The organism is Kosakonia sp. (genome assembly GCF_032052965.1).
In the GTDB taxonomy this organism is placed as follows: domain Bacteria; phylum Pseudomonadota; class Gammaproteobacteria; order Enterobacterales; family Enterobacteriaceae; genus Kosakonia.
The window spans coordinates 14,142-37,238 of record NZ_DAMBVN010000029.1 but is presented as its reverse complement, the minus strand read 5'-3'; the positions used below and the strand labels follow the sequence as shown (position 1 = coordinate 37,238).

18 protein-coding genes and 4 tRNA genes are annotated in these 23,097 nt (G+C 52.1%); 16 read left to right on the top strand and 6 right to left on the bottom strand.

The genetic code is table 11. The features are described from left to right. Window positions 1-131 precede the first annotated feature (131 nt). Window positions 132-1,160, top strand: a complete 1,029-nt coding sequence (murB, locus tag RTX30_RS22000; RefSeq protein ID WP_312692857.1) for a UDP-N-acetylmuramate dehydrogenase — start codon at window positions 132-134, stop codon at window positions 1,158-1,160. Beyond that, window positions 1,157-2,119: a bifunctional biotin--[acetyl-CoA-carboxylase] ligase/biotin operon repressor BirA gene (gene birA / locus RTX30_RS21995; protein ID WP_312692856.1), complete on the top strand. Its 963-nt coding sequence runs from the start codon at window positions 1,157-1,159 to the stop codon at window positions 2,117-2,119. The genes murB and birA overlap by 4 nt, the downstream gene beginning before the upstream one ends. A 33-nt stretch (window positions 2,120-2,152) precedes the next feature. Here the strand turns inward: birA and coaA are convergent, their stop codons facing one another. Further along, window positions 2,153-3,103, bottom strand: a complete 951-nt coding sequence (gene coaA, locus RTX30_RS21990; RefSeq protein WP_312692863.1) for a type I pantothenate kinase — start codon at window positions 3,101-3,103, stop codon at window positions 2,153-2,155. Window positions 3,104-3,305: 202 nt separating this feature from the next. Then, window positions 3,306-3,854 (bottom strand): GNAT family N-acetyltransferase, encoded by a 549-nt coding sequence (locus RTX30_RS21985; RefSeq protein ID WP_312692854.1) that lies wholly within the window; start codon window positions 3,852-3,854, stop codon window positions 3,306-3,308. A 340-nt stretch (window positions 3,855-4,194) separates the two neighbouring features. On the opposite strand from RTX30_RS21985, the gene RTX30_RS21980 reads away from it, so the two are divergent. The 14 genes from RTX30_RS21980 to RTX30_RS21915 all read left to right on the top strand — a co-directional run bounded on the left by RTX30_RS21980 (window position 4,195) and on the right by RTX30_RS21915 (window position 19,480). Next, window positions 4,195-4,270: transfer RNA gene (locus tag RTX30_RS21980), tRNA-Thr, on the top strand. 8 nt (window positions 4,271-4,278) lie between these two features. Continuing rightward, a tRNA-Tyr gene (locus RTX30_RS21975) sits at window positions 4,279-4,363 on the top strand. Between the two features lie 114 nt (window positions 4,364-4,477). Further along, window positions 4,478-4,552, top strand: a tRNA-Gly gene (locus tag RTX30_RS21970). Window positions 4,553-4,558: 6 nt separating this feature from the next. Further along, a tRNA-Thr gene (locus tag RTX30_RS21965) sits at window positions 4,559-4,634 on the top strand. A gap of 114 nt (window positions 4,635-4,748) precedes the next feature. After that, entirely contained in the window at window positions 4,749-5,933 is a 1,185-nt protein-coding gene (gene tuf / locus RTX30_RS21960; protein WP_312689577.1) for an elongation factor Tu, read from the top strand. 228 nt (window positions 5,934-6,161) lie between these two features. Further along, on the top strand, window positions 6,162-6,545 hold the full coding sequence (gene secE, locus RTX30_RS21955; protein WP_003862342.1) for a preprotein translocase subunit SecE: 384 nt from the start codon (window positions 6,162-6,164) through the stop codon (window positions 6,543-6,545). Between the two features lies 1 nt (window position 6,546). Further along, entirely contained in the window at window positions 6,547-7,092 is a 546-nt protein-coding gene (nusG, locus tag RTX30_RS21950) for a transcription termination/antitermination protein NusG (RefSeq protein WP_007665882.1), read from the top strand. Window positions 7,093-7,232: 140 nt separating this feature from the next. After that, window positions 7,233-7,661, top strand: a complete 429-nt coding sequence (rplK, locus tag RTX30_RS21945; RefSeq protein ID WP_002438627.1) for a 50S ribosomal protein L11 — start codon at window positions 7,233-7,235, stop codon at window positions 7,659-7,661. A gap of 3 nt (window positions 7,662-7,664) precedes the next feature. Continuing rightward, window positions 7,665-8,369, top strand: a complete 705-nt coding sequence (gene rplA / locus RTX30_RS21940; protein ID WP_312692851.1) for a 50S ribosomal protein L1 — start codon at window positions 7,665-7,667, stop codon at window positions 8,367-8,369. Window positions 8,370-8,670: 301 nt separating this feature from the next. Next, entirely contained in the window at window positions 8,671-9,168 is a 498-nt protein-coding gene (gene rplJ, locus RTX30_RS21935) for a 50S ribosomal protein L10 (RefSeq protein WP_002438625.1), read from the top strand. A 66-nt stretch (window positions 9,169-9,234) separates the two neighbouring features. Next, the gene (gene rplL, locus RTX30_RS21930; RefSeq protein ID WP_035890291.1) at window positions 9,235-9,603 is read left to right on the top strand and encodes a 50S ribosomal protein L7/L12; all 369 of its coding nucleotides are present in this window, start codon (window positions 9,235-9,237) and stop codon (window positions 9,601-9,603) included. A 321-nt stretch (window positions 9,604-9,924) separates the two neighbouring features. Beyond that, window positions 9,925-13,953: a DNA-directed RNA polymerase subunit beta gene (rpoB, locus tag RTX30_RS21925; protein ID WP_312692846.1), complete on the top strand. Its 4,029-nt coding sequence runs from the start codon at window positions 9,925-9,927 to the stop codon at window positions 13,951-13,953. 76 nt (window positions 13,954-14,029) lie between these two features. After that, window positions 14,030-18,253, top strand: a complete 4,224-nt coding sequence (gene rpoC / locus RTX30_RS21920) for a DNA-directed RNA polymerase subunit beta' (protein ID WP_312692844.1) — start codon at window positions 14,030-14,032, stop codon at window positions 18,251-18,253. A gap of 165 nt (window positions 18,254-18,418) precedes the next feature. After that, on the top strand, window positions 18,419-19,480 hold the full coding sequence (locus tag RTX30_RS21915) for an alpha/beta hydrolase family protein (protein ID WP_409429841.1): 1,062 nt from the start codon (window positions 18,419-18,421) through the stop codon (window positions 19,478-19,480). Here RTX30_RS21915 and RTX30_RS21910 read toward each other — a convergent pair. From RTX30_RS21910 to RTX30_RS21895, 4 genes are all read right to left on the bottom strand, one after another. Then, window positions 19,419-20,558 carry an AraC family transcriptional regulator gene (locus tag RTX30_RS21910; RefSeq protein WP_312692842.1) on the bottom strand — a complete coding sequence of 380 codons (1,140 nt, stop codon included), beginning with the start codon at window positions 20,556-20,558 and terminating at the stop codon, window positions 19,419-19,421. The genes RTX30_RS21915 and RTX30_RS21910 overlap by 62 nt on opposite strands. Window positions 20,559-20,570: 12 nt before the next feature. Next, the gene (locus tag RTX30_RS21905) at window positions 20,571-20,888 is read right to left on the bottom strand and encodes a PTS lactose/cellobiose transporter subunit IIA (RefSeq protein ID WP_312692839.1); all 318 of its coding nucleotides are present in this window, start codon (window positions 20,886-20,888) and stop codon (window positions 20,571-20,573) included. Between the two features lie 4 nt (window positions 20,889-20,892). After that, entirely contained in the window at window positions 20,893-21,198 is a 306-nt protein-coding gene (locus tag RTX30_RS21900; protein ID WP_035890299.1) for a PTS sugar transporter subunit IIB, read from the bottom strand. A gap of 147 nt (window positions 21,199-21,345) precedes the next feature. After that, window positions 21,346-22,884 carry a diguanylate cyclase domain-containing protein gene (locus RTX30_RS21895; protein WP_312692837.1) on the bottom strand — a complete coding sequence of 513 codons (1,539 nt, stop codon included), beginning with the start codon at window positions 22,882-22,884 and terminating at the stop codon, window positions 21,346-21,348. Between the last annotated feature and the right edge of the window lie 213 nt (window positions 22,885-23,097).

Here is a 23,097-nt window from a genome sequence, read left to right as displayed (position 1 = left end):
CCAGGCATCAGACAAAGCAGAAGGCCCGGTCGCAAGACCGGGCCTTTTTGCTATTTTCCGCTCCAAACACTACAAGCGCTTACCCTCTGGATACGGTAAACTAGCCGTGTTTTTGCATCAGGATAGCGCTAATGAACCACTCCCTTAAGCCATGGAACACCTTCGGTATTGACCGCCATGCTCATCACATTATTCGTGCCGAAACACCGGAACAACTGCTGGAAGCCTGGCAAAATGCGGTACAAAATCTGCAGCCAGTCCTGATCCTTGGTGAAGGAAGTAATGTGCTGTTTCTCGAGGATTTTTCCGGAACTGTCATTATCAACCGCATCGCCGGCATTGATATCCGCGAAGAGGCTGAGGCCTGGTATCTCCACGTCGGCGCCGGTGAAAACTGGCATAACCTGGTGCGATTTACTCTCGAACGCGGTATGCCTGGACTGGAAAATTTAGCGTTGATCCCGGGCTGTGCTGGTTCTTCGCCCATTCAAAATATTGGCGCATATGGCATCGAATTACAGCACGTTTGCGACTATGTGGACTGTGTGGAACTAAGCAGCGGCGAACATCAACGTTTGCCTGCTAAAGCTTGTCGTTTTGGCTATCGCGACAGCATTTTCAAACATGAGTATCAGAACCGCTATGCCATCACTGCTGTAGGATTACGTTTATCGAAAAATTGGCAGCCGGTGCTGACATACGGCGATTTGACGCGCCTGGATCCCGCTACTGTGACGCCCCGGCAGGTTTTCGATGCAGTATGCCATATGCGCATCAGCAAATTGCCGGATCCGAAAGTGAATGGCAATGCCGGCAGTTTCTTTAAAAACCCGGTTGTAACCGCAGAACAAGCGAAAACGCTGTTAGCCGCATACCCGAACGCCCCCCATTATCCACAAGCCGATGGCACGGTAAAACTGGCCGCAGGTTGGCTGATCGATCAGTGTCAGTTAAAAGGTACTGCAGTGGGTGGTGCCGCGATCCATCATTTGCAGGCGCTGGTACTGATTAATACGGGGCAGGCAACAAGTCAGGATGTTATTAAACTGGCACATTTAGTGCGCCAGCGCGTAGGCATAAAATTCGATGTCTGGTTGGAACCTGAGGTGCGGTTTATCGGCCGTAGCGGAGAGGTGAATGCGGTGGAGGCCATTGCGTGAAGGATAATACCATTCCATTAACGCTGATTTCGATTCTGGCGGACGGTGAGTTCCATTCTGGCGAACAACTTGGCGAACGCCTGGGGATGAGCCGCGCAGCAATTAATAAACATATCCATACCCTTCGCGACTGGGGTGTAGATGTCTTCACCGTCCCGGGTAAAGGTTATAGCCTGCCCGAACCTATTCAACTGCTAGATGAAACGTTTATCCGTAGCGAGATGCAGCGGGGAAAAGTCGCGGTTTTACCGGTGATTGATTCAACGAATCAGTACCTACTGGATCGTCTCCATGAACTGGATTCCGGTGATGCCTGCGTGGCGGAGTATCAGCAAGCCGGGCGAGGCCGTCGCGGGCGCAAATGGATTTCTCCATTTGGCGCAAATCTCTATATTTCCATGTACTGGCGTCTGGAACAGGGGCCGGCTGCGGCAATTGGGTTAAGCCTGGTCATCGGTATCGTCATGGCCGAAGTTTTGCGCGATCTGGGTGCCGAACAAGTGCGGGTAAAATGGCCCAACGACCTCTATCTTAACGATCGCAAACTTGCCGGTATTTTGGTCGAACTGACGGGGAAAACGGGCGATGCTGCTCAAATCGTTATTGGGGCGGGAGTCAATCTGGTGATGCGAAAGGCACAGGCTGAAGATATCAGTCAAAGCTGGATCAACCTGCAGGAAGCGGGCGTGCGCATTGACCGGAATAGGCTGGCAGCACGACTGATAACCGAGCTGCGCACGGCATTACACTGTTTTGAACAGGAAGGCCTTGCACCTTTTCTCGCGCGTTGGGAAGTACTGGATAATTTTATTAACCGCCCGGTGAAACTGATTATAGGCGAGAAAGAGATCTTCGGTATTTCGCGTGGTATTGATGCACAGGGTGCGCTGTTGCTGGAACAGGATGGTGTGATTAAACCCTGGGTTGGCGGAGAAATATCACTTCGTAGCGCAGAGTAATAATAAAGGAGAGTCGCTTGACTCCCCTTGTATTTATTTACGCAGTCTGACTTGTTCCACTGCATGGTTTGCGCTTTTGGTCATTATCAGACTCGCGCGCTCACGCGTCGGTAAAATGTTTTCTTTAAGATTTAAGCCGTTAATCTCCTTCCAGAGCGACATCGCAATCTCGATCGCCTCTTGTTCCGATAACTTTGCATAGTTATGGAAATAAGAATCAGGATTAGTGAAGGCCCCTTCACGGAACTTCAGGAAGCGGTTTATATACCATCTCTGCAATAAGTCTTCTGGCGCATCGACATAAATAGAAAAATCGACGAAGTCAGAAACAAATACATGATGAGGATCGTGAGGATAATCCATACCACTTTGTAATACATTCAACCCTTCAAGAATCAGAATATCAGGTTGCGTAACGGTTTTATCGCCATCCGGAATCACATCATAAATAAGATGTGAATATACTGGCGCAGTAACATCGGTCACCCCGGATTTAATATCCGAAACGAACTGCACCAGGCGGTGCATATCATAAGATTGCGGAAATCCTTTTTTCTTCATCAGGCCGCGTTCTTTAAGCACTTCGTTAGGGTGCAAAAAACCGTCGGTGGTGATCAACTCAACCCGACGGTGCTCTGGCCAGCGGCTTAATAATGCCTGCAACACGCGCGCAGTGGTGCTTTTCCCTACCGCAACGCTGCCTGCAATACTAATGATATAGGGAATGCGTTGACCGTTAGTACCAAGGAATTGTTCAAGTACTGCCTGCCGGCGCAAATTTGAACTGATGTAGAAATTGAGTAAGCGGGAAAGAGGAAGATAAATTTCGGCAACTTCTTCCAGAGAAAGGTCTTCATTAATGCCTTTTAATCTCGCAATTTCGCCCTCTGTCAGGGTCATCGGCACGGAATCACGAAGCGCAGCCCACTGGCTGCGATTAAACTGTAAGTAAGGCGTCATTAACGTTTGCTCTTTTTTACTCATAAGCTTTTTATCTGCCCACATTACCACCCGCACGTATGCTTCCGGCACGCTGCGAGAGAGCATCTCTTAAGGTAACGCGATGGCACGACGTTATTGAAATAAGTTGGATCAATGGGCAGGAGGTTAACACCAGATGGCGGGGAATAATATGAAAAATCGCGCTCGCGTGATGCTTTGCGACGAAAGCATCACGCTGTTTGCATTAACTGGCAATAGGGCGAACCGACTGATTTGCTGCAAATAAACGTTTAAAGTAAATGGCGGCGGGGTGGTAATAACCGTCTGCTGAACACAGATAATCTGGCATTTGTCCGAGGCAACGATATCCGTGAGCCCGACAAAATGCTTCTGCTGCAGAACCTGCCTGTACTTCTAGCGACAATACCCCACGCTGATGGGCATATGCTCCTTTCTCCAGTTCAGCCAGCAGCTTTTTACCTATACCGGTTCGTCGACCACGGCGGTGCACAAGTAAAAGTTTAATCGTACCGCGGTTAAGCGCCTCAGGTTGCATGTCGAGTTGCAGGCTAATGCACCCCATTACGCCTCGCTCATCGCGGGCGATCCAGATTAAACGTTCCCCTTTCTGAAGCTCGTCACGTAGTCGCCAGAACCTGCTCTCTGCATCCTGGCGGCTGGCTGCACGTTGATACCCCACCAGGGAGCCACCTTGCTGCGCATCAAGCAACAGGTCGGCAAGTTCCGGACAATAGATGGGTAAGGTGGCCGCGTTCAACAGAACAATTTTCATCTTTGTTCCTCCAGAATGAGTGAGATCTATAAAGATGCAATAAGTGATCCAATTCACGGTTTTGTGTTCGTCGATGGAAAAGCGCCCCAGAAACGGCATCAGCTTGCACTACGGAAACACATTTGCACCATGAGGAAGCCCTGAACAGGGAGAGAAAACGAAAGTGAAAGTGCAGAAATCAGCGCGGCTTAACTACTATAAACGGTGAATTTTTCCACTGTACTGCATGAAATAACAGCATTTGTGGGGTTGGTCGTGCAAAATGTGAGCGATAGAACGGTTTGTGCAATTTTTTAGTTGCATCAATCCCTCTGTCTCCCTAGAATGCGCGCTACTTGATGCCGACTTAGCTCAGTAGGTAGAGCAACTGACTTGTAATCAGTAGGTCACCAGTTCGATTCCGGTAGTCGGCACCATCAAGTCCGGTGGGGTTCCCGAGCGGCCAAAGGGAGCAGACTGTAAATCTGCCGTCACAGACTTCGAAGGTTCGAATCCTTCCCCCACCACCACTTTCGGTTACGATAAAACGTAACCTGAGTTGGTGTCAGTAAGCGAATCAACTCGAAGGGAGAGTATTCTTCTCCCAATAATACAGAAAGCACTGGGTAGCCGAGTTTCAGGATGCGGGCATCGTATAATGGCTATTACCTCAGCCTTCCAAGCTGATGATGCGGGTTCGATTCCCGCTGCCCGCTCCAATACGTGCTGATATGGCTCAGTTGGTAGAGCGCACCCTTGGTAAGGGTGAGGTCCCCAGTTCGACTCTGGGTATCAGCACCACTTCACTTCTCCTTCCTGGTTTCTCTTCTGTTGTTAAGCATTCAACAAGTCGGGCATGTTGCCTGGTTGATGTGGTGATATCACCGATTTATCCGTGTCTTAGAGGGACAATCGATGTCTAAAGAAAAGTTTGAACGTACAAAACCGCACGTTAACGTCGGTACTATCGGCCACGTTGACCATGGTAAAACAACGCTGACTGCTGCAATCACTACCGTTCTGGCTAAAACCTATGGTGGTTCTGCTCGCGCATTCGACCAGATCGATAACGCGCCGGAAGAAAAAGCGCGTGGTATCACCATCAACACTTCTCACGTTGAGTATGACACCCCGACTCGCCACTACGCACACGTAGACTGCCCGGGCCACGCCGACTATGTTAAAAACATGATCACCGGTGCTGCTCAGATGGATGGCGCGATCCTGGTTGTTGCTGCGACTGACGGCCCGATGCCGCAGACCCGTGAGCACATCCTGCTGGGTCGTCAGGTAGGCGTTCCGTACATCATCGTGTTCCTGAACAAATGTGACATGGTTGATGACGAAGAGCTGCTGGAACTGGTAGAGATGGAAGTTCGTGAACTGCTGTCTCAGTACGATTTCCCGGGCGACGACACCCCGATCGTTCGTGGTTCTGCTCTGAAAGCGCTGGAAGGCGACGCAGAGTGGGAAGCGAAAATCATCGAACTGGCTGGCCACCTGGATTCTTACATCCCGGAACCAGAGCGTGCGATTGACAAGCCGTTCCTGCTGCCGATCGAAGACGTATTCTCCATCTCCGGTCGTGGTACCGTTGTTACCGGTCGTGTAGAGCGCGGTATCATCAAAGTGGGTGAAGAAGTTGAAATCGTGGGTATCAAAGACACCGCGAAATCCACCTGTACTGGCGTAGAAATGTTCCGCAAACTGCTGGACGAAGGCCGTGCTGGTGAGAACGTTGGTGTTCTGCTGCGTGGTATCAAACGTGAAGAAATCGAACGTGGTCAGGTACTGGCTAAGCCGGGTTCCATCAAGCCGCACACCAAATTCGAATCTGAAGTTTATATCCTGTCCAAAGACGAAGGCGGCCGTCATACTCCGTTCTTCAAAGGCTACCGTCCGCAGTTCTACTTCCGTACAACTGACGTGACTGGCACCATCGAACTGCCGGAAGGCGTAGAGATGGTAATGCCGGGCGACAACATCAAAATGGTTGTTACCCTGATTCACCCGATTGCGATGGACGATGGTCTGCGTTTCGCAATCCGTGAAGGCGGCCGTACCGTTGGCGCGGGCGTTGTTGCAAAAGTTCTTAGCTAATCGCTGATAACATTTGACGCAATGCGCAAGAAGAGGGCATCATTTGATGCCCTTTTTGTACGCTTTCGAACCAGAACCTGGCTCATCAGTGATTTTTTTTGTCATAATCATTGCTGAGACAGGCTCTGAAGAGGGCGTTAGTCCGAAACTCGCCAGAGCATTTCGGTTTGGTTGCCTCGCTTATGCGGGGCAAAAATGTTTGTCTGAATTCTTGTGACAGGTTGGTTTATGAGTGCGAATACCGAAGCTCAAGGGAGCGGGCGCGGCCTGGAAGCGATGAAGTGGGTTGTTGTTGCAGTACTGCTGATCGTGGCTATCGTTGGCAACTATCTTTATCGTGACATGATGCTGCCGCTCCGCGCGCTGGCAGTGGTTATTTTGATTGCTGCAGCAGGTGGTGTCGCGCTGTTGACGACGAAGGGTAAAGCGACCGTTGCGTTTGCCCGTGAAGCGAGAACCGAAGTACGTAAAGTGATTTGGCCAACTCGTCAGGAAACATTGCACACCACACTGATCGTGGCTGCGGTAACCGCAGTCATGTCACTGATCCTGTGGGGACTGGATGGTATTCTGGTTCGTCTGGTTTCCTTTATCACTGGCCTGAGGTTCTGAGATGTCTGAAGCTCCTAAAAAGCGCTGGTACGTCGTTCAGGCGTTTTCCGGTTTTGAAGGTCGCGTAGCTACCTCGCTACGCGAGCATATCAAATTACACAATATGGAAGAGTTGTTTGGCGAAGTTATGGTTCCAACCGAAGAAGTGGTTGAGATCCGTGGCGGCCAGCGTCGTAAAAGCGAACGTAAATTCTTCCCCGGCTACGTACTTGTCCAGATGGTGATGAATGACGCCAGCTGGCACCTGGTGCGCAGCGTTCCGCGCGTTATGGGCTTCATCGGTGGTACTTCCGATCGTCCGGCGCCGATTAGCGATAAAGAAGTGGATGCTATCATGAACCGCCTGCAGCAGGTGGGTGATAAGCCGCGTCCGAAAACGCTGTTTGAGCCGGGTGAAATGGTCCGTGTTAACGATGGTCCGTTTGCTGACTTTAACGGCGTGGTTGAAGAAGTGGACTACGAAAAGTCCCGCCTGAAAGTCTCCGTTTCTATCTTTGGTCGTGCGACCCCGGTAGAACTGGATTTCGGTCAGGTCGAAAAAGCCTAAATATTCGGCGATCAAACGTTGCACAAGGCGCGAAATTGACATACAATTTCGCGCCTTTTGTTTTTATGGGTCATGTACCCGTAAAACGTATTTAACACGGGGAGCCTTTCGGGGCGTTATACCCAAACGAGGAAATTGCAATGGCTAAGAAAGTCCAGGCCTACGTCAAGCTGCAGGTTGCAGCTGGCATGGCAAACCCGAGCCCGCCAGTCGGTCCGGCTCTGGGTCAGCAGGGTGTTAACATCATGGAATTCTGTAAAGCGTTCAACGCCAAAACTGATTCCATCGAAAAAGGTCTGCCAATTCCGGTAGTTATTACCGTTTACGCTGACCGTTCCTTCACTTTCGTTACCAAAACGCCTCCGGCAGCTGTTCTGCTGAAGAAAGCGGCTGGTATCAAGTCTGGTTCCGGCAAGCCGAACAAAGACAAAGTGGGCAAAGTGACTCGCGCTCAGGTGCAGGAAATTGCTCAGACTAAAGCCGCGGACATGACCGGTGCTGACATTGAAGCGATGACTCGCTCAATCGAAGGTACTGCTCGTTCCATGGGCCTGGTAGTGGAGGACTAAGAAATGGCTAAACTGACCAAGCGCATGCGCGTGATCCGTGACAAAGTTGATGCGACCAAACAGTACGACATCAACGAAGCCATCGCTCTGCTGAAAGAGCTGGCCACCGCTAAATTCGTAGAAAGCGTAGACGTTGCTGTTAACCTCGGCATCGACGCGCGTAAATCTGACCAGAACGTACGTGGTGCAACTGTACTGCCGCACGGTACTGGCCGTTCTGTTCGCGTAGCCGTATTTACCCAGGGCCCGAACGCTGAAGCTGCTAAAGCAGCTGGCGCAGAGCTGGTAGGTATGGAAGATCTGGCTGACCAGATCAAGAAAGGCGAAATGAACTTTGACGTTGTTATTGCTTCTCCGGATGCAATGCGCGTTGTTGGCCAGCTGGGCCAGGTTCTGGGCCCGCGTGGTCTGATGCCGAACCCGAAAGTGGGTACTGTAACGCCGAACGTTGCTGAAGCTGTTAAGAACGCTAAAGCAGGTCAGGTCCGTTACCGTAACGACAAAAACGGCATCATCCACACCACCATCGGTAAAGTGGATTTTGACGCTGACAAACTGAAAGAAAACCTGGAAGCCCTGCTGGTTGCGCTGAAAAAAGCAAAACCGACTCAGGCGAAAGGCGTGTACATCAAGAAAGTTAGCATCTCCACCACCATGGGTGCTGGTGTTGCGGTAGACCAGGCTGGTCTGAGCGCAGTGGCGAACTAATATTCGCCTTTACGTGGGTGGTGGATTTGTCTACAATCTTACCCCCACGTTTTACTAACGCGAGTTAGTAAACCAAAAAGATTTGTTCGTTGGAGCCTGGCCTAATCCAGGCCTCCGTCGAAGACCGCAGGTGTTTCGTAAGAAGCTTAATTCCCTGCGTAGACGGTGACAGAACCTAAAGAATATTTTTAAAGTACTCTTTGGCTTGTTTCTGCTCACCGTATTAAGACGCTCTTTTCTTTGAGAAGAGTGAAGTGAGTTCCAGGGCATAAGCCCTGGCAAACATCCAGGAGCAAAGCTAATGGCTTTAAATCTTCAAGACAAACAAGCGATTGTTGCTGAAGTCAGCGAAGTAGCCAAAGGCGCGCTGTCTGCGGTTGTTGCGGATTCTCGTGGCGTTACCGTAGATAAAATGACCGAACTGCGTAAAGCAGGTCGCGAAGCCGGCGTTTACATGCGTGTTGTTCGCAACACCCTGCTGCGCCGTGTTGTTGAGGGTACTCAGTTCGAGTGCCTGAAAGACGCGTTCGTTGGTCCGACCCTGATTGCATACTCTATGGAACACCCGGGCGCTGCTGCTCGTCTGTTCAAAGAGTTCGCGAAAGCGAATGCAAAATTTGAGGTCAAAGCCGCTGCCTTTGAAGGTGAGTTGATCCCGGCGTCCCAGATCGATCGCCTGGCAACCCTGCCGACCTACGAAGAAGCAATTGCACGCCTGATGGCGACCATGAAAGAAGCCTCTGCTGGCAAACTGGTCCGCACTCTGGCTGCTGTACGCGATGCGAAAGAAGCTGCTTAATAGCAGAATTCTTTTTAAAGCATTTGCTTACGTATAAACTTATTCTGATATTCAGGAACAATTTAAATGTCTATCACTAAAGATCAAATCATTGAAGCAGTTGCCGCTATGTCCGTAATGGACGTTGTAGAACTGATCTCTGCAATGGAAGAAAAATTCGGTGTTTCTGCTGCTGCCGCTGTAGCTGTTGCTGCTGGCCCGGCTGCTGAAGCTGCTGAAGAGAAAACTGAGTTCGACGTAATTCTGAAAGCCGCTGGCGCTAACAAAGTTGCTGTTATCAAAGCAGTACGTGGCGCAACTGGCCTGGGTCTGAAAGAAGCTAAAGACCTGGTAGAATCTGCTCCGGCCGCTCTGAAAGAAGGCGTGAGCAAAGATGACGCTGAAGCTCTGAAAAAATCTCTGGAAGAAGCTGGCGCTGAAGTTGAAGTTAAATAAGCCAACCCTTCCGGTTGCAGCCTGAGAAATCAGGCTGATGGCTGGTGACTTTTTGGTCACCAGCCTTTTTGCGCTGTAAGGTGCCGGCAGCGTTTCACACTGTTTGACTGCCAGTAACCTTTACAATGCTTGTTTCTATCGACGACTTAATATACTGCGGCAGAAGCCATCTTCTGTGTAAACCGCAATGAAATGATTTAAGCGTGATAGCAACAAGCATTGCGGAAAGTGCTCCACTTTCCGGTCCAACAAAATAGTGTTGCATAAACTGTCCTACCGACGGACAGAGTGGGTCGACTTGTCAGCGAGCTGAGGAACCCTATGGTTTACTCCTATACCGAGAAAAAACGTATTCGTAAGGATTTTGGTAAACGTCCACAAGTTCTGGATGTTCCATATCTCCTTTCTATCCAGCTTGACTCGTTCCAGAAGTTTATCGAGCAAGATCCTGAAGGGCAGTACGGTCTGGAAGCGGCATTCCGCTCCGTGTTCCCGATTAAAAGCTACAGCGGCAATTCGGAACTGCAATACGTCAGCTACCGTCTTGGCGAGCCTGTCTTTGATGTTAAAGAATGTCAGATCCGTGGCGTGACATATTCTGCACCGCTGCGCGTTAAGCTGCGTCTGGTGATCTACGAGCGCGAAGCGCCGGAAGGCACTGTTAAAGACATTAAAGAGCAAGAAGTTTACATGGGCGAGATCCCGCTCATGACCGATAACGGTACCTTTGTTATTAACGGTACCGAGCGTGTTATCGTTTCTCAGCTGCACCGTAGCCCTGGCGTCTTCTTTGACAGCGATAAGGGTAAAACCCACTCATCTGGTAAGGTGCTCTATAACGCACGTATCATTCCTTACCGTGGGTCATGGCTGGACTTTGAGTTCGATCCGAAAGATAACCTGTTCGTTCGTATCGACCGTCGCCGTAAGCTGCCGGCTACCATCATTCTGCGCGCGCTGAATTACACCACTGAACAGATCCTTGACCTGTTCTTCGAAAAAGTGGTCTTTGAAATTCGCGACAACAAACTGCAGATGGAACTGGTGCCGGAACGTCTGCGTGGCGAGACCGCTTCTTTTGACATCGAAGCGAACGGCAAAATGTATGTTGAAAAAGGCCGTCGCATCACTGCGCGCCATATTCGTCAGCTCGAAAAAGACGAAATTCAGCATATTGAAGTACCGGTTGAATACATTGCCGGTAAAGTTGCGTCTAAAGATTACATTGATGAGTCTACTGGCGAGCTGATCTGCCCGGCAAACATGGAGCTGTCGCTCGATCTGCTGGCGAAGCTGAGCCAGGCGGGCCACAAACGTATCGAAACACTGTTCACCAACGATCTGGACCACGGCCCGTACATTTCTGAAACCGTACGCGTCGACCCGACTAACGATCGTCTGAGCGCGCTGGTAGAAATTTATCGCATGATGCGCCCCGGTGAGCCGCCGACTCGCGAAGCTGCCGAAAGCCTGTTCGAGAACCTGTTCTTCTCCGAAGACCGCTACGATCTGTCTGCGGTTGGTCGCATGAAGTTCAACCGTTCCCTGCTGCGCGACAGCATCGAAGGTTCCGGTATTCTGAGCAACGACGACATCATCGAAGTGATGAAAAAACTCATCGGTATCCGTAACGGTATCGGTGAAGTGGATGATATCGACCACCTTGGCAACCGTCGTATCCGTTCCGTAGGCGAAATGGCGGAAAACCAGTTCCGCGTTGGCCTGGTACGTGTAGAACGTGCGGTGAAAGAGCGTCTGTCTCTCGGCGATCTGGATACCCTGATGCCGCAGGACATGATTAACGCGAAGCCGATCTCTGCCGCAGTGAAAGAGTTCTTTGGTTCCAGCCAGCTGTCTCAGTTTATGGACCAGAACAACCCGCTGTCTGAGATCACGCACAAGCGTCGTATTTCTGCACTCGGCCCAGGCGGTCTGACCCGTGAACGCGCAGGCTTTGAAGTTCGAGACGTACACCCGACTCACTACGGTCGCGTATGTCCTATCGAAACGCCTGAAGGTCCGAACATCGGTCTGATCAACTCCCTGTCCGTCTATGCACAGACTAACGAATACGGCTTCCTTGAGACTCCGTATCGTAAAGTGACCGACGGCGTGGTAACCGACGAGATCCATTACCTTTCTGCAATTGAAGAAGGTAACTACGTCATCGCGCAGGCGAACACCAACCTGACGGAAGAAGGTCGTTTTGCTGAAGACCTGGTAACCTGCCGCAGCAAAGGTGAATCGAGCCTGTTCAGCGCCGACCAGGTTGACTACATGGACGTTTCCACCCAGCAGGTGGTTTCCGTCGGTGCGTCCCTGATCCCGTTCCTGGAACACGATGACGCCAACCGTGCATTGATGGGTGCGAACATGCAACGTCAGGCGGTTCCGACTCTGCGCTCTGATAAGCCGCTGGTTGGTACCGGTATGGAACGTGCTGTTGCCGTTGACTCCGGTGTTACCGCAGTTGCTAAACGTGGCGGTACTGTTCAGTACGTGGATGCGTCCCGTATCGTTATCAAAGTTAACGAAGACGAGATGTACCCGGGCGAAGCAGGTATCGACATTTATAACCTGACCAAGTACACCCGTTCTAACCAGAACACCTGTATCAACCAGATGCCGTGTGTTTCCCTGGGCGAGCCAATTGAACGTGGCGATGTGCTGGCTGACGGCCCGTCCACCGACCTCGGTGAACTGGCGCTTGGCCAGAACATGCGCGTCGCGTTCATGCCGTGGAACGGTTACAACTTCGAAGACTCCATCCTCGTTTCCGAGCGTGTGGTTCAGGAAGATCGCTTCACGACGATTCACATTCAGGAACTGGCGTGTGTGTCCCGTGACACCAAGCTGGGGCCGGAAGAGATCACTGCAGACATCCCGAACGTGGGTGAAGCTGCACTCTCCAAACTGGATGAATCCGGTATCGTTTACATCGGTGCGGAAGTGACCGGCGGCGACATTCTGGTTGGTAAGGTAACGCCGAAAGGTGAAACTCAGCTGACGCCAGAAGAGAAACTGCTGCGCGCGATCTTCGGTGAGAAAGCGTCTGATGTTAAAGACTCTTCTCTGCGCGTACCAAACGGTGTCTCCGGTACGGTAATCGACGTTCAGGTCTTTACCCGTGATGGCGTGGAAAAAGACAAACGTGCGCTGGAAATCGAAGAAATGCAGCTCAAACAGGCCAAAAAAGACCTGTCTGAAGAACTGCAGATCCTCGAAGCTGGCCTGTTTAGCCGTATCCACAGCGTGCTGGTTTCGGGCGGTGTTGAAGCTGATAAGCTCGACAAACTGCCGCGTGACCGCTGGCTGGAACTGGGCCTGACCGACGAAGAGAAACAAAATCAGCTGGAACAACTGGCTGAGCAGTATGACGAACTGAAACACGAGTTCGAGAAAAAACTCGAAGCGAAACGCCGTAAAATCACTCAGGGCGACGATCTGGCACCGGGCGTGCTGAAGATTGTTAAGGTTTATCTGGCCGTTAAACGTCAGATTCAGCCGGGTGATAAAATGGCAGGTCGTCACGGTAACAAGGGTGTTATCTCTAAGATCAACCCGATCGAAGATATGCCTTACGATGAAAACGGCACGCCGGTAGACATCGTACTGAACCCGCTGGGCGTACCGTCTCGTATGAACATTGGTCAGATCCTGGAAACTCACCTGGGTATGGCTGCGAAAGGTATCGGCGATAAAATCAACGCCATGCTGAAACAGCAGCAAGAAGTCGCCAAACTGCGCGAATTCATCCAGCGTGCGTACGATCTGGGTGCTGACGTTCGCCAGAAAGTTGACCTGAACACCTTCAGCGATGATGAGGTTCTGCGTCTGGCTGAAAACCTGCGCAAAGGCATGCCGATCGCAACGCCGGTCTTCGACGGTGCGAAAGAGTCTGAAATCAAGGAACTGTTACAGCTGGGTGGCCTGCCGACTTCCGGTCAGATCACGCTGTTCGACGGTCGTACCGGTGAGCAATTCGAGCGCCAGGTTACCGTTGGCTACATGTACATGCTGAAACTGAACCACCTGGTTGATGACAAAATGCATGCGCGTTCCACCGGTTCTTACAGCCTGGTTACTCAGCAGCCGCTGGGTGGTAAGGCGCAGTTCGGTGGTCAGCGCTTCGGGGAGATGGAAGTGTGGGCGCTGGAAGCTTATGGCGCAGCATACACCCTGCAGGAAATGCTTACCGTTAAGTCTGATGACGTGAACGGTCGTACCAAGATGTATAAAAACATCGTGGACGGCAACCATCAGATGGAACCGGGTATGCCAGAGTCCTTCAACGTACTGTTGAAAGAGATTCGTTCGCTGGGTATCAACATCGAACTGGAAGACGAGTAATTCTCGCTCAAACAGGTCACCGCTGTCGGGCTAATCCCCGGCAGCGGAATGTGCTAACTCCGACGGGAGCAAATCCGTGAAAGACTTATTAAAGTTTCTGAAAGCGCAAACTAAAACCGAAGAGTTTGATGCGATCAAAATTGCTCTGGCCTCGCCAGACATGATCCGTTCATGGTCTTTTGGTGAAGTTAAGAAGCCGGAAACCATCAACTACCGTACGTTCAAGCCTGAGCGTGACGGCCTTTTCTGTGCGCGTATTTTCGGGCCAGTAAAAGACTACGAGTGCCTGTGCGGTAAGTACAAGCGCCTGAAACACCGTGGTGTGATTTGCGAGAAGTGCGGCGTTGAAGTGACCCAGACTAAAGTGCGTCGTGAGCGCATGGGCCACATTGAGCTGGCGTCTCCTACCGCCCACATTTGGTTCCTGAAATCTCTGCCGTCCCGTATCGGCCTGCTGCTGGATATGCCGCTGCGCGATATCGAACGTGTTCTGTACTTCGAATCCTATGTGGTTATCGAAGGCGGTATGACCAATCTGGAACGTAACCAGATCCTGACCGAAGAACAATACCTGGACGCGCTGGAAGAGTTCGGTGACGAATTCGACGCGAAAATGGGCGCCGAAGCTATTCAGGCCCTGCTGAAAAGCATGGATCTGGAGCAGGAATGCGAACAACTTCGTGAAGAGCTGAACGAAACCAACTCCGAAACCAAACGTAAGAAGCTGACCAAGCGTATCAAACTGCTGGAAGCGTTCGTACAGTCTGGTAACAAACCGGAGTGGATGATCCTGACCGTTCTGCCAGTGCTGCCGCCGGATCTGCGTCCGCTGGTTCCGCTGGATGGTGGTCGTTTCGCAACGTCGGATCTGAACGATCTGTATCGTCGCGTGATCAACCGTAACAACCGTCTGAAACGTCTGTTGGATCTGGCGGCGCCGGACATCATCGTACGCAACGAAAAACGTATGCTGCAGGAAGCGGTTGACGCCCTGCTGGATAACGGCCGTCGCGGTCGTGCGATCACCGGTTCTAACAAGCGTCCGCTGAAATCTTTGGCCGATATGATCAAAGGTAAACAGGGTCGTTTCCGTCAGAACCTGCTCGGTAAGCGTGTTGACTACTCAGGCCGTTCTGTCATCACCGTAGGTCCATACCTGCGTCTGCATCAGTGCGGTCTGCCGAAGAAAATGGCGCTGGAACTGTTCAAACCGTTCATTTACGGCAAGCTGGAACTGCGTGGCCTGGCCACCACCATCAAAGCTGCGAAGAAAATGGTTGAGCGTGAAGAAGCTGTCGTTTGGGATATCCTGGACGAAGTGATCCGCGAACACCCGGTACTGCTGAACCGTGCACCAACACTGCACCGTCTGGGTATCCAGGCATTTGAACCGGTACTGATCGAAGGTAAAGCTATCCAGCTGCACCCGCTGGTTTGTGCGGCCTATAACGCCGACTTCGATGGTGACCAGATGGCTGTTCACGTACCGCTGACGCTGGAAGCCCAGCTCGAAGCGCGTGCGCTGATGATGTCTACTAACAACATTCTGTCTCCGGCGAACGGCGAGCCTATCATCGTTCCGTCTCAGGACGTTGTACTGGGTCTGTACTACATGACCCGTGACTGTGTTAACGCCAAAGGCGAAGGCATGGTGCTGACTGGCCCGAAAGAAGCTGAGCGCATCTATCGCGCTGGCCTGGCCTCTCTGCATGCGCGCGTTAAAGTGCGTATCACTGAATACGAAAAAGATGCAAATGGCGAATTCGTTGCGAAAACCAGCCTGAAAGACACGACCGTTGGCCGTGCGATTCTGTGGATGATCGTGCCGAAAGGTCTGCCTTTCTCCATCGTCAACCAGGCGCTGGGCAAGAAAGCGATCTCCAAAATGCTGAACACCTGTTACCGCATTCTGGGCCTGAAACCGACCGTTATTTTTGCTGACCAGACCATGTACACCGGCTTTGCTTATGCAGCGCGTTCAGGTGCATCTGTTGGTATCGATGACATGGTCATCCCGGCGAAAAAACACGAGATCATCAGCGAAGCGGAAGCGGAAGTTGCTGAGATCCAGGAGCAGTTCCAGTCTGGTCTGGTAACCGCTGGCGAACGCTATAACAAAGTTATCGATATTTGGGCTGCAGCGAACGATCGCGTATCCAAAGCGATGATGGATAACCTGCAGACTGAAACCGTGATTAACCGTGACGGCGTTGAAGAGCAGCAGGTTTCCTTTAACAGCATCTACATGATGGCCGACTCCGGTGCGCGTGGTTCTGCAGCCCAGATTCGTCAGCTTGCGGGTATGCGTGGTCTGATGGCGAAGCCGGATGGCTCCATCATCGAAACGCCGATCACCGCGAACTTCCGTGAAGGTCTGAACGTACTCCAGTACTTCATTTCTACTCACGGTGCGCGTAAAGGTCTGGCGGATACCGCACTGAAAACAGCGAACTCCGGTTACCTGACGCGTCGTCTGGTAGACGTTGCGCAGGACCTGGTAGTAACCGAAGACGATTGTGGCACCCTTGAAGGGATCACCATGACGCCGGTTATCGAAGGTGGCGATGTTAAAGAGCCGCTGCGCGATCGCGTTCTGGGTCGTGTGACTGCTGAAGACATTCTGAAACCGGGTACCGCAGATATTCTGGTTCCGCGTAACACGCTGCTGCACGAGCAATGGTGTGACCTGCTGGAAGCGAACTCTGTCGACTCTGTTAAAGTGCGTTCCGTTGTATCTTGTGACACCGACTTTGGTGTATGTGCTCACTGCTACGGTCGTGACCTGGCGCGTGGTCACATCATCAACAAAGGTGAAGCCATCGGCGTTATCGCGGCACAGTCCATCGGTGAGCCGGGTACTCAGCTGACGATGCGTACGTTCCACATCGGTGGTGCGGCATCTCGTGCGGCTGCTGAATCCAGCATCCAGGTGAAAAACAAAGGTAGCATCCGTCTGAGCAATGCGAAGTCGGTTGTGAACTCCAGCGGTAAACTGGTTGTCACCTCCCGTAACACTGAGCTGAAATTGATCGACGAATTCGGTCGTACCAAAGAAAGCTATAAAGTGCCTTACGGTGCGGTAATGGCGAAAGGTGATGGTGAGCAGGTTGCTGGCGGCGAAACCGTAGCAAACTGGGATCCGCATACCATGCCGGTTATCACTGAAGTGGCGGGTTTCATTCGCTTCACTGACATGATCGACGGCCAGACCATTACTCGTCAGACCGACGAACTGACCGGTCTGTCTTCGCTGGTGGTGCTGGACTCCGCAGAGCGTACCTCTGGCGGTAAAGACCTGCGTCCGGCGCTGAAAATCGTTGACGCCAATGGCAATGATGTACTGATCCCGGGCACCGATATGCCTGCCCAGTACTTCCTGCCGGGTAAAGCGATCGTTCAGCTGGAAGATGGCGTTCAGATCAGCTCTGGTGACACCCTGGCGCGTATTCCGCAGGAATCCGGCGGTACCAAGGATATTACCGGTGGTCTGCCGCGCGTTGCGGATCTGTTCGAAGCACGTCGTCCGAAAGAGCCGGCAATCCTGGCTGAAATCAGCGGTATCATTTCCTTCGGTAAAGAAACCAAAGGTAAACGCCGTCTGGTGATCACGCCGGTTGACGGTAGCGATCCGTACGAAGAGATGATCCCGAAATGGCGTCAGCTCAACGTGTTTGAAGGTGAACGTGTAGAACGTGGTGACGTAGTTTCCGACGGTCCGGAAGCGCCGCACGACATTCTGCGTCTTCGTGGCGTACACGCGGTAACGCGTTATATCACCAACGAAGTACAGGACGTTTACCGTCTGCAGGGCGTTAAGATCAACGATAAGCACATCGAAGTTATCGTTCGTCAGATGCTGCGCAAAGCCACCATCGTGAACGCGGGCAGCTCCGAGTTCCTCGAAGGTGAGCAGGTTGAATACTCTCGCGTTAAGATTGCTAACCGCGATCTGGAAGCGAACGGCAAAATCGGTGCAACTTATGCGCGCGATCTGCTGGGTATCACCAAAGCGTCTCTGGCTACCGAGTCCTTCATCTCCGCGGCATCGTTCCAGGAGACGACTCGTGTGCTTACCGAAGCAGCGGTTGCGGGCAAACGCGACGAACTGCGCGGTCTGAAAGAGAACGTTATCGTGGGTCGTCTGATCCCGGCCGGTACCGGTTATGCGTACCACCAGGATCGTATGCGTCGTCGCGCAGCTGGCGAACTGCCGGCAGCACCGCAGGTCACTGCGGAAGATGCGACCGCGAGCCTGGCAGAACTGCTGAACGCAGGTCTGGGCGGCTCAGACAACGAGTAACTGTCTCGCACTTTAAAAACCCGCTTCGGCGGGTTTTTTTATGGCTGCACTTTATCAGTCCCCCATCAAATCACCGTCAAAAACGTCCTCGATCGCGTTTCAGGACGCGTCCTGTCGGCATATGAGACCAGAATAGGCCTGCGTTAATTAACCTGGTACTCAAATATGTCACTTCTTTTCGTTCTGTTATTTACTGTTCTGATGAGCTGCACCGTCTGGGGCGAAACCGCTTTCCGTCAGTTGCGTATTAATGAAGATAGTCCCCGGCCGTTGGATGTCGCGCTCTGGTATCCCACCCTGGAACGTGGTGCGCCGCAAACGATAGGGGACAATATTGTATTTCGTGGCACGCAGGCGCTACGCGAGGCAAAACCCGCGCCTGGCGATCATCCTTTACTGCTGATTTCCCACGGTTATGGCGGCAACTGGCGTAACCTTAACTGGCTGGCGCAACAGATGGCTTTGCAAGGATATATTGTAGCGGCGGTTGATCATCCAGGCACAACCACGCGTAACCAACATCCGCAGGATGCACAGCAATTATGGCTACGCCCGCAGGATCTTCAGCACGTACTGGATAAAGTAATCGGCAACCCCGAGCTTGCCGGACAGGTAGATCGCCAGCGTATTGCGGCGACTGGACATTCGCTCGGTGGCTGGACGGTGTTGGAACTGGCCGGAGCCCGCTTCGATGCACAGCGCTTTATGACGGATTGCCAGCAACATGCGCAGCTGTCGGGTTGTAAACTGACCGCGACGCTGGGGATCGATCAGCCTCTTGCCGCCAGAAAGCTGGCAGAGGATGCACGTGATCCGCGAATTAAGGCTGTGGTTTCGCTGGATCTCGGTCTGGCGCGAGGATTCCGTCCGGAGAGTCTGCATCAGATAATGGTGCCTGTACTGATTATGGCTGCGCAGGCAGACAGTGACGCACTCCCCGCCCGGCTGGAGTCAGGTTATCTGGTTGAGTATATTCCTGCTGAACGCCAGCGCTATCGACGTGTCGCCGGCGCGACGCATTTTAGCTTTATGCAGATGTGTAAACCTGGCGCGGTAGCGCTGATTGAACAAGAAACGCCTGGCGATGGCGTTGTCTGTGAAGACGGCGGTACGCTCAGCCGTAGCGCTATTCATCAACATCTGTTTGCGGAGATCAGCCAGTTTCTTAATCAGGCGCTGGCATACCAACCGCCGCGCGCCGGTAATCCGTTGGCGTCATCCCGCTAATACGCGCGAACTCACGGTTAAAATTGGATTTCGTCGCAAACCCGGCATCCAGCATGATATCGGTGACCGGCGCCGTGCTCTCCAGCAGTAAACGCTGAGCATACAGGATGCGAAAGCGATTGATCCATTGCGATACGTTGCAGCCGCGCGCCTGGTTTACAGCTTGTGAGATTTGCCTGGCAGGGATCCCTAATTTTCTCGCCAGTGTATTAAGCGTGAGATCGGTTTGCAGGAACCACTTTTCATGATCAATGCGCGCTTCGATACGCTGGCAGAGATGTTCAGCATCTTCATCGGCAGGGCGAATTACCTCTGCCGGTTCTGCCATGACGGTACCAACAGACGGTACTTTCTTCCCACTGTAGACGATGGCGACGCAGATAAAAGGCAGCAACACTGCCTGTGATAGCGCCACCAGTTGCGGGGCTTGTTGCCCCTGATAAACACCGTAATCTATCGCGATGGCTAAATCCGTCAGGCCGGAAAAGCAGAGAAAACAGCCTGCAATAAACGTCATTAACGAGGCGGCTCCGGCATCCTGCAGGCGGGTGAAGACAAAGGCATCGGCTCCTTGTCGTGCGGTTCTGATCAACGCAGCACCATAACCCATGTACAGCAGCATCAGTATGACATCCGTCATCGTCGGGGCGGCGAGGTTAAGTACCAGTGCGATAAGCGGAGCAATCAGATAGCGGGGGAATTTTCGTTGCCTGTTTTGTAAGGTCAGACGGGCAAAGCAGCGCCAGGCCAACGGCGGCAACGCAATGGCAATAATCGACTGGAGCTGACGCAGGAGGACGGCATCGTACTGCCAGCGTAGTGCAGCCATGAAAACCAGCAGTACGCAGCCGCCAATAAATGTGGCCGCGCTACGGTAGCCAGCCGCGCGTTGCAGGCAGACCCTGAGCAGCAAAATCAGCAGAAGAGTGCAGGTATAAAAAGGAAACGGCACGGCGGGCATAGATGACCTGTCAGGGCTGGTGTCAAAGAGAATGCTATGTTGTGCCATAAATTTATGCGTAAAACACGTCACCACTTCTGGCAGCAACAAAAAAGCCCGCAGCGCGGGCATTTTCATGAAGAGAGATGATCAGTCGTGCGGAGGCAACCGGCGGTAAAGCTCGATTAAATCGCCAGCCAGATCCTGAATAACCATGGCGTTCATCAGATGATCCTGCGAATGGACAGTGATCAAATTGACCGGCAGTTTACCGGTGCCTTCATCCAGCCCGATCAGCTGAGTCTGGATTTTATGCGCCGCTTTAACGTACTCGCGCGACTCTTCCATCGCTTGTTCGGCACCCGCGAAATCATTTTTGCGTGCCAGTTGCAGCGCGGTCAGCGCCTGGCTACGTGCTGCCCCGGCGTTAACCAGCAATTCCATAATAATGCTTTCTAAATCTTCCACGCGCTCACTCCAGTAGCTTAAGGGCCTTCTCCAGTACGACATCACCTTTCATCATGCCGTAATCCATCATGTCTATTACCGCCACCTTTTTACCCAGCGGTTCCGCCTGAGCCTGCAATTTTGCCTGTTCGTATTTCACCTGCGGCCCCAGCAACACGATATCTGCCGTTGCAATTTCGTCTTTAAATTCCGCAACAGGTACTGCCTTGATAGAAACCTCGACGCCTTTTTTCTGCGCTGCGTCTTTCATGCGTTGCACCAACATGCTGGTGGACATACCCGCCGCACAGCATAAAACGATGTTTTTCATAGTCAGCCTCGGTGTTGATGGGATAATTGATAATGATCCGGCAGCGCCGGATCCAACAACCGCTTTACAGTGATTGTGTGTATAGCATCACAAAGAATCCCGCTTTTCCTGAAACCGGTTACAACTGGTGCAACTTCACAGACATTGTCAGGCGCTTGTCTGCAGGATCCGGTTCTTCCCTTGTTGCTTCGCTTTATAGAGTGCTTCATCAACGTGGGTGACGAGTTGGTCGAGCGGTTCCATATGCCATTCGCCTAAACCTGCACTGAACGTAACGACCAGGCCCTCTTCACGCCAGCTGCGATTCGATACGTTTATGCGCCACTGTTCCAGCAGCGCCAGCGCATTAGCGATGTGCTGCTCCGGGAAAATGACCGCAAACTCTTCACCGCCATAGCGATAAACCGAAATGCTGTGTGGCTGCATCACCTGGATGCCTTCGCGCGCGACGTTACGCAGCACGATGTCACCGTTTAAATGCCCCCAGGTGTCGTTGATCGATTTGAAATTGTCGATATCCACTAACGCCAGGGCAAATGGCTGATGATCGTTCATTAACGTCGCAATATCGCCATCAAAGGCGCGTCGGTTTTTGCAGTTCGTTAGCGCATCCATGGTGGCCTGCCGTACCCAGGACTGCTCGCGCTCTTTATTGCTCTTTATTGCTTTGCTCAGCATGGCTTCCAGTTTTGGCGCTTGTTTAACATCGCCTGTGTTGATGGCATTGATAATGTTGATAAGCACCGTGCGGGCAGCATGACGCAAATAAAGCGCAAACAAGATAAGCACGACCGCTGCCGTTCCAAATCCCCAACCCACGATCAGGCTGGTATGACGCACATGATTATCCAGCGTGTGTTCGGAAACCTTGTAAACGGCAAACCAGTCCGGGTTGGTAAAGGAGTAGTAGTAATACCAGGACGCCGTTTTTTTATCGTAGAACGCGCCTTCGCCGCTGGTCATTAACGACAACAGCTGCGGGCTGACGAAGGTTTTAAACAGCGCTCCTGTGTCCGGGTGCAGCATCGCTTTACCTTCACGATCGACCACCAAAAATTCTCCCGGCATGGGGGCTTGCATACTGCGTAGCGTAAAGCCCATTGATGCCAGGTCGAGATGAAAAGCCAGCGTCCCTTTCAGCTTGCCATCAAGTGCAATCACGGGCTTGTAGATACTCACCGTGGGGTTGTGAGTAAAGTAATCCGTGTAGATGCTGGTGTAGTGGTTAAACATGCTGGCCTCAGCCTGATGAACAAACCACGGCCGCGAGCTGGCATCGAAGCGATCGCTGACGTCGCTGGCAATCACTTGTGGGGCGCGTAAATACATGCCATGTGAATCCGCCAGAGAAATGGATGACACAGTGGGCATTAATGCCAGCAGTTGCATCAGTAAGCGCAACCCGCCCTCACGATCACTGTTGACAGTTTCCTCTACGCGATCGCCCTGGGCGAAAAATAGAGCCGCCCGATTCAGGATGTAGTCATTTTCCCGCAGGATCAACTGCGTGTAGTTGACGGCCAGGTTATGGGTGAAGTTACGGTTAATATCATGATATTCCTCCAGCATTTCTTTGCGCTGGCCGAAGGTAACCAGAAGGGCGATCACGATAAAACTGACGAAAATCCCGGCGAAGCTCACCAGTATCGGCATCGTGAACGAGAGTTGTCGGCTGTGAATTTTCATATCCTTGAGCATTCATCATAGTAGTGACAGGTAAAAGTATAAGGGCTGGAGAAAAGAAGTCGTTTTATCAGGCAGCCGACTCGTCGCCGTGCCGGAAATTATTATGCGTAAAATTATAACCCCTGGAGAGGACGCGATGACTAAATATTGTGCTCTATGGCTGTAACGGGGGGATGCAAATGAAAACTGGCTGGTTTTTTACGCCAGCCAGTG

What these genes read in the sequence shown, in the direction of transcription:
- murB (WP_312692857.1), top strand. Translation starts at nt 132, where the DNA reads ATGAACCACTCCCTTAAGCCATGGAACACCTTCGGTATTGACCGCCAT.
- coaA (WP_312692863.1), bottom strand. Translation starts at nt 3,103, where the DNA reads ATGAGTAAAAAAGAGCAAACGTTAATGACGCCTTACTTACAGTTTAAT.
- RTX30_RS21985 (WP_312692854.1), bottom strand. Translation starts at nt 3,854, where the DNA reads ATGAAAATTGTTCTGTTGAACGCGGCCACCTTACCCATCTATTGTCCG.
- tuf (WP_312689577.1), top strand. Translation starts at nt 4,749, where the DNA reads ATGTCTAAAGAAAAGTTTGAACGTACAAAACCGCACGTTAACGTCGGT.
- secE (WP_003862342.1), top strand. Translation starts at nt 6,162, where the DNA reads ATGAGTGCGAATACCGAAGCTCAAGGGAGCGGGCGCGGCCTGGAAGCG.
- nusG (WP_007665882.1), top strand. Translation starts at nt 6,547, where the DNA reads ATGTCTGAAGCTCCTAAAAAGCGCTGGTACGTCGTTCAGGCGTTTTCC.
- rplK (WP_002438627.1), top strand. Translation starts at nt 7,233, where the DNA reads ATGGCTAAGAAAGTCCAGGCCTACGTCAAGCTGCAGGTTGCAGCTGGC.
- rplA (WP_312692851.1), top strand. Translation starts at nt 7,665, where the DNA reads ATGGCTAAACTGACCAAGCGCATGCGCGTGATCCGTGACAAAGTTGAT.
- rplJ (WP_002438625.1), top strand. Translation starts at nt 8,671, where the DNA reads ATGGCTTTAAATCTTCAAGACAAACAAGCGATTGTTGCTGAAGTCAGC.
- rplL (WP_035890291.1), top strand. Translation starts at nt 9,235, where the DNA reads ATGTCTATCACTAAAGATCAAATCATTGAAGCAGTTGCCGCTATGTCC.
- rpoB (WP_312692846.1), top strand. Translation starts at nt 9,925, where the DNA reads ATGGTTTACTCCTATACCGAGAAAAAACGTATTCGTAAGGATTTTGGT.
- RTX30_RS21915 (WP_409429841.1), top strand. Translation starts at nt 18,419, where the DNA reads ATGTCACTTCTTTTCGTTCTGTTATTTACTGTTCTGATGAGCTGCACC.
- RTX30_RS21910 (WP_312692842.1), bottom strand. Translation starts at nt 20,558, where the DNA reads ATGAAAATGCCCGCGCTGCGGGCTTTTTTGTTGCTGCCAGAAGTGGTG.
- RTX30_RS21900 (WP_035890299.1), bottom strand. Translation starts at nt 21,198, where the DNA reads ATGAAAAACATCGTTTTATGCTGTGCGGCGGGTATGTCCACCAGCATG.
- RTX30_RS21895 (WP_312692837.1), bottom strand. Translation starts at nt 22,884, where the DNA reads ATGAAAATTCACAGCCGACAACTCTCGTTCACGATGCCGATACTGGTG.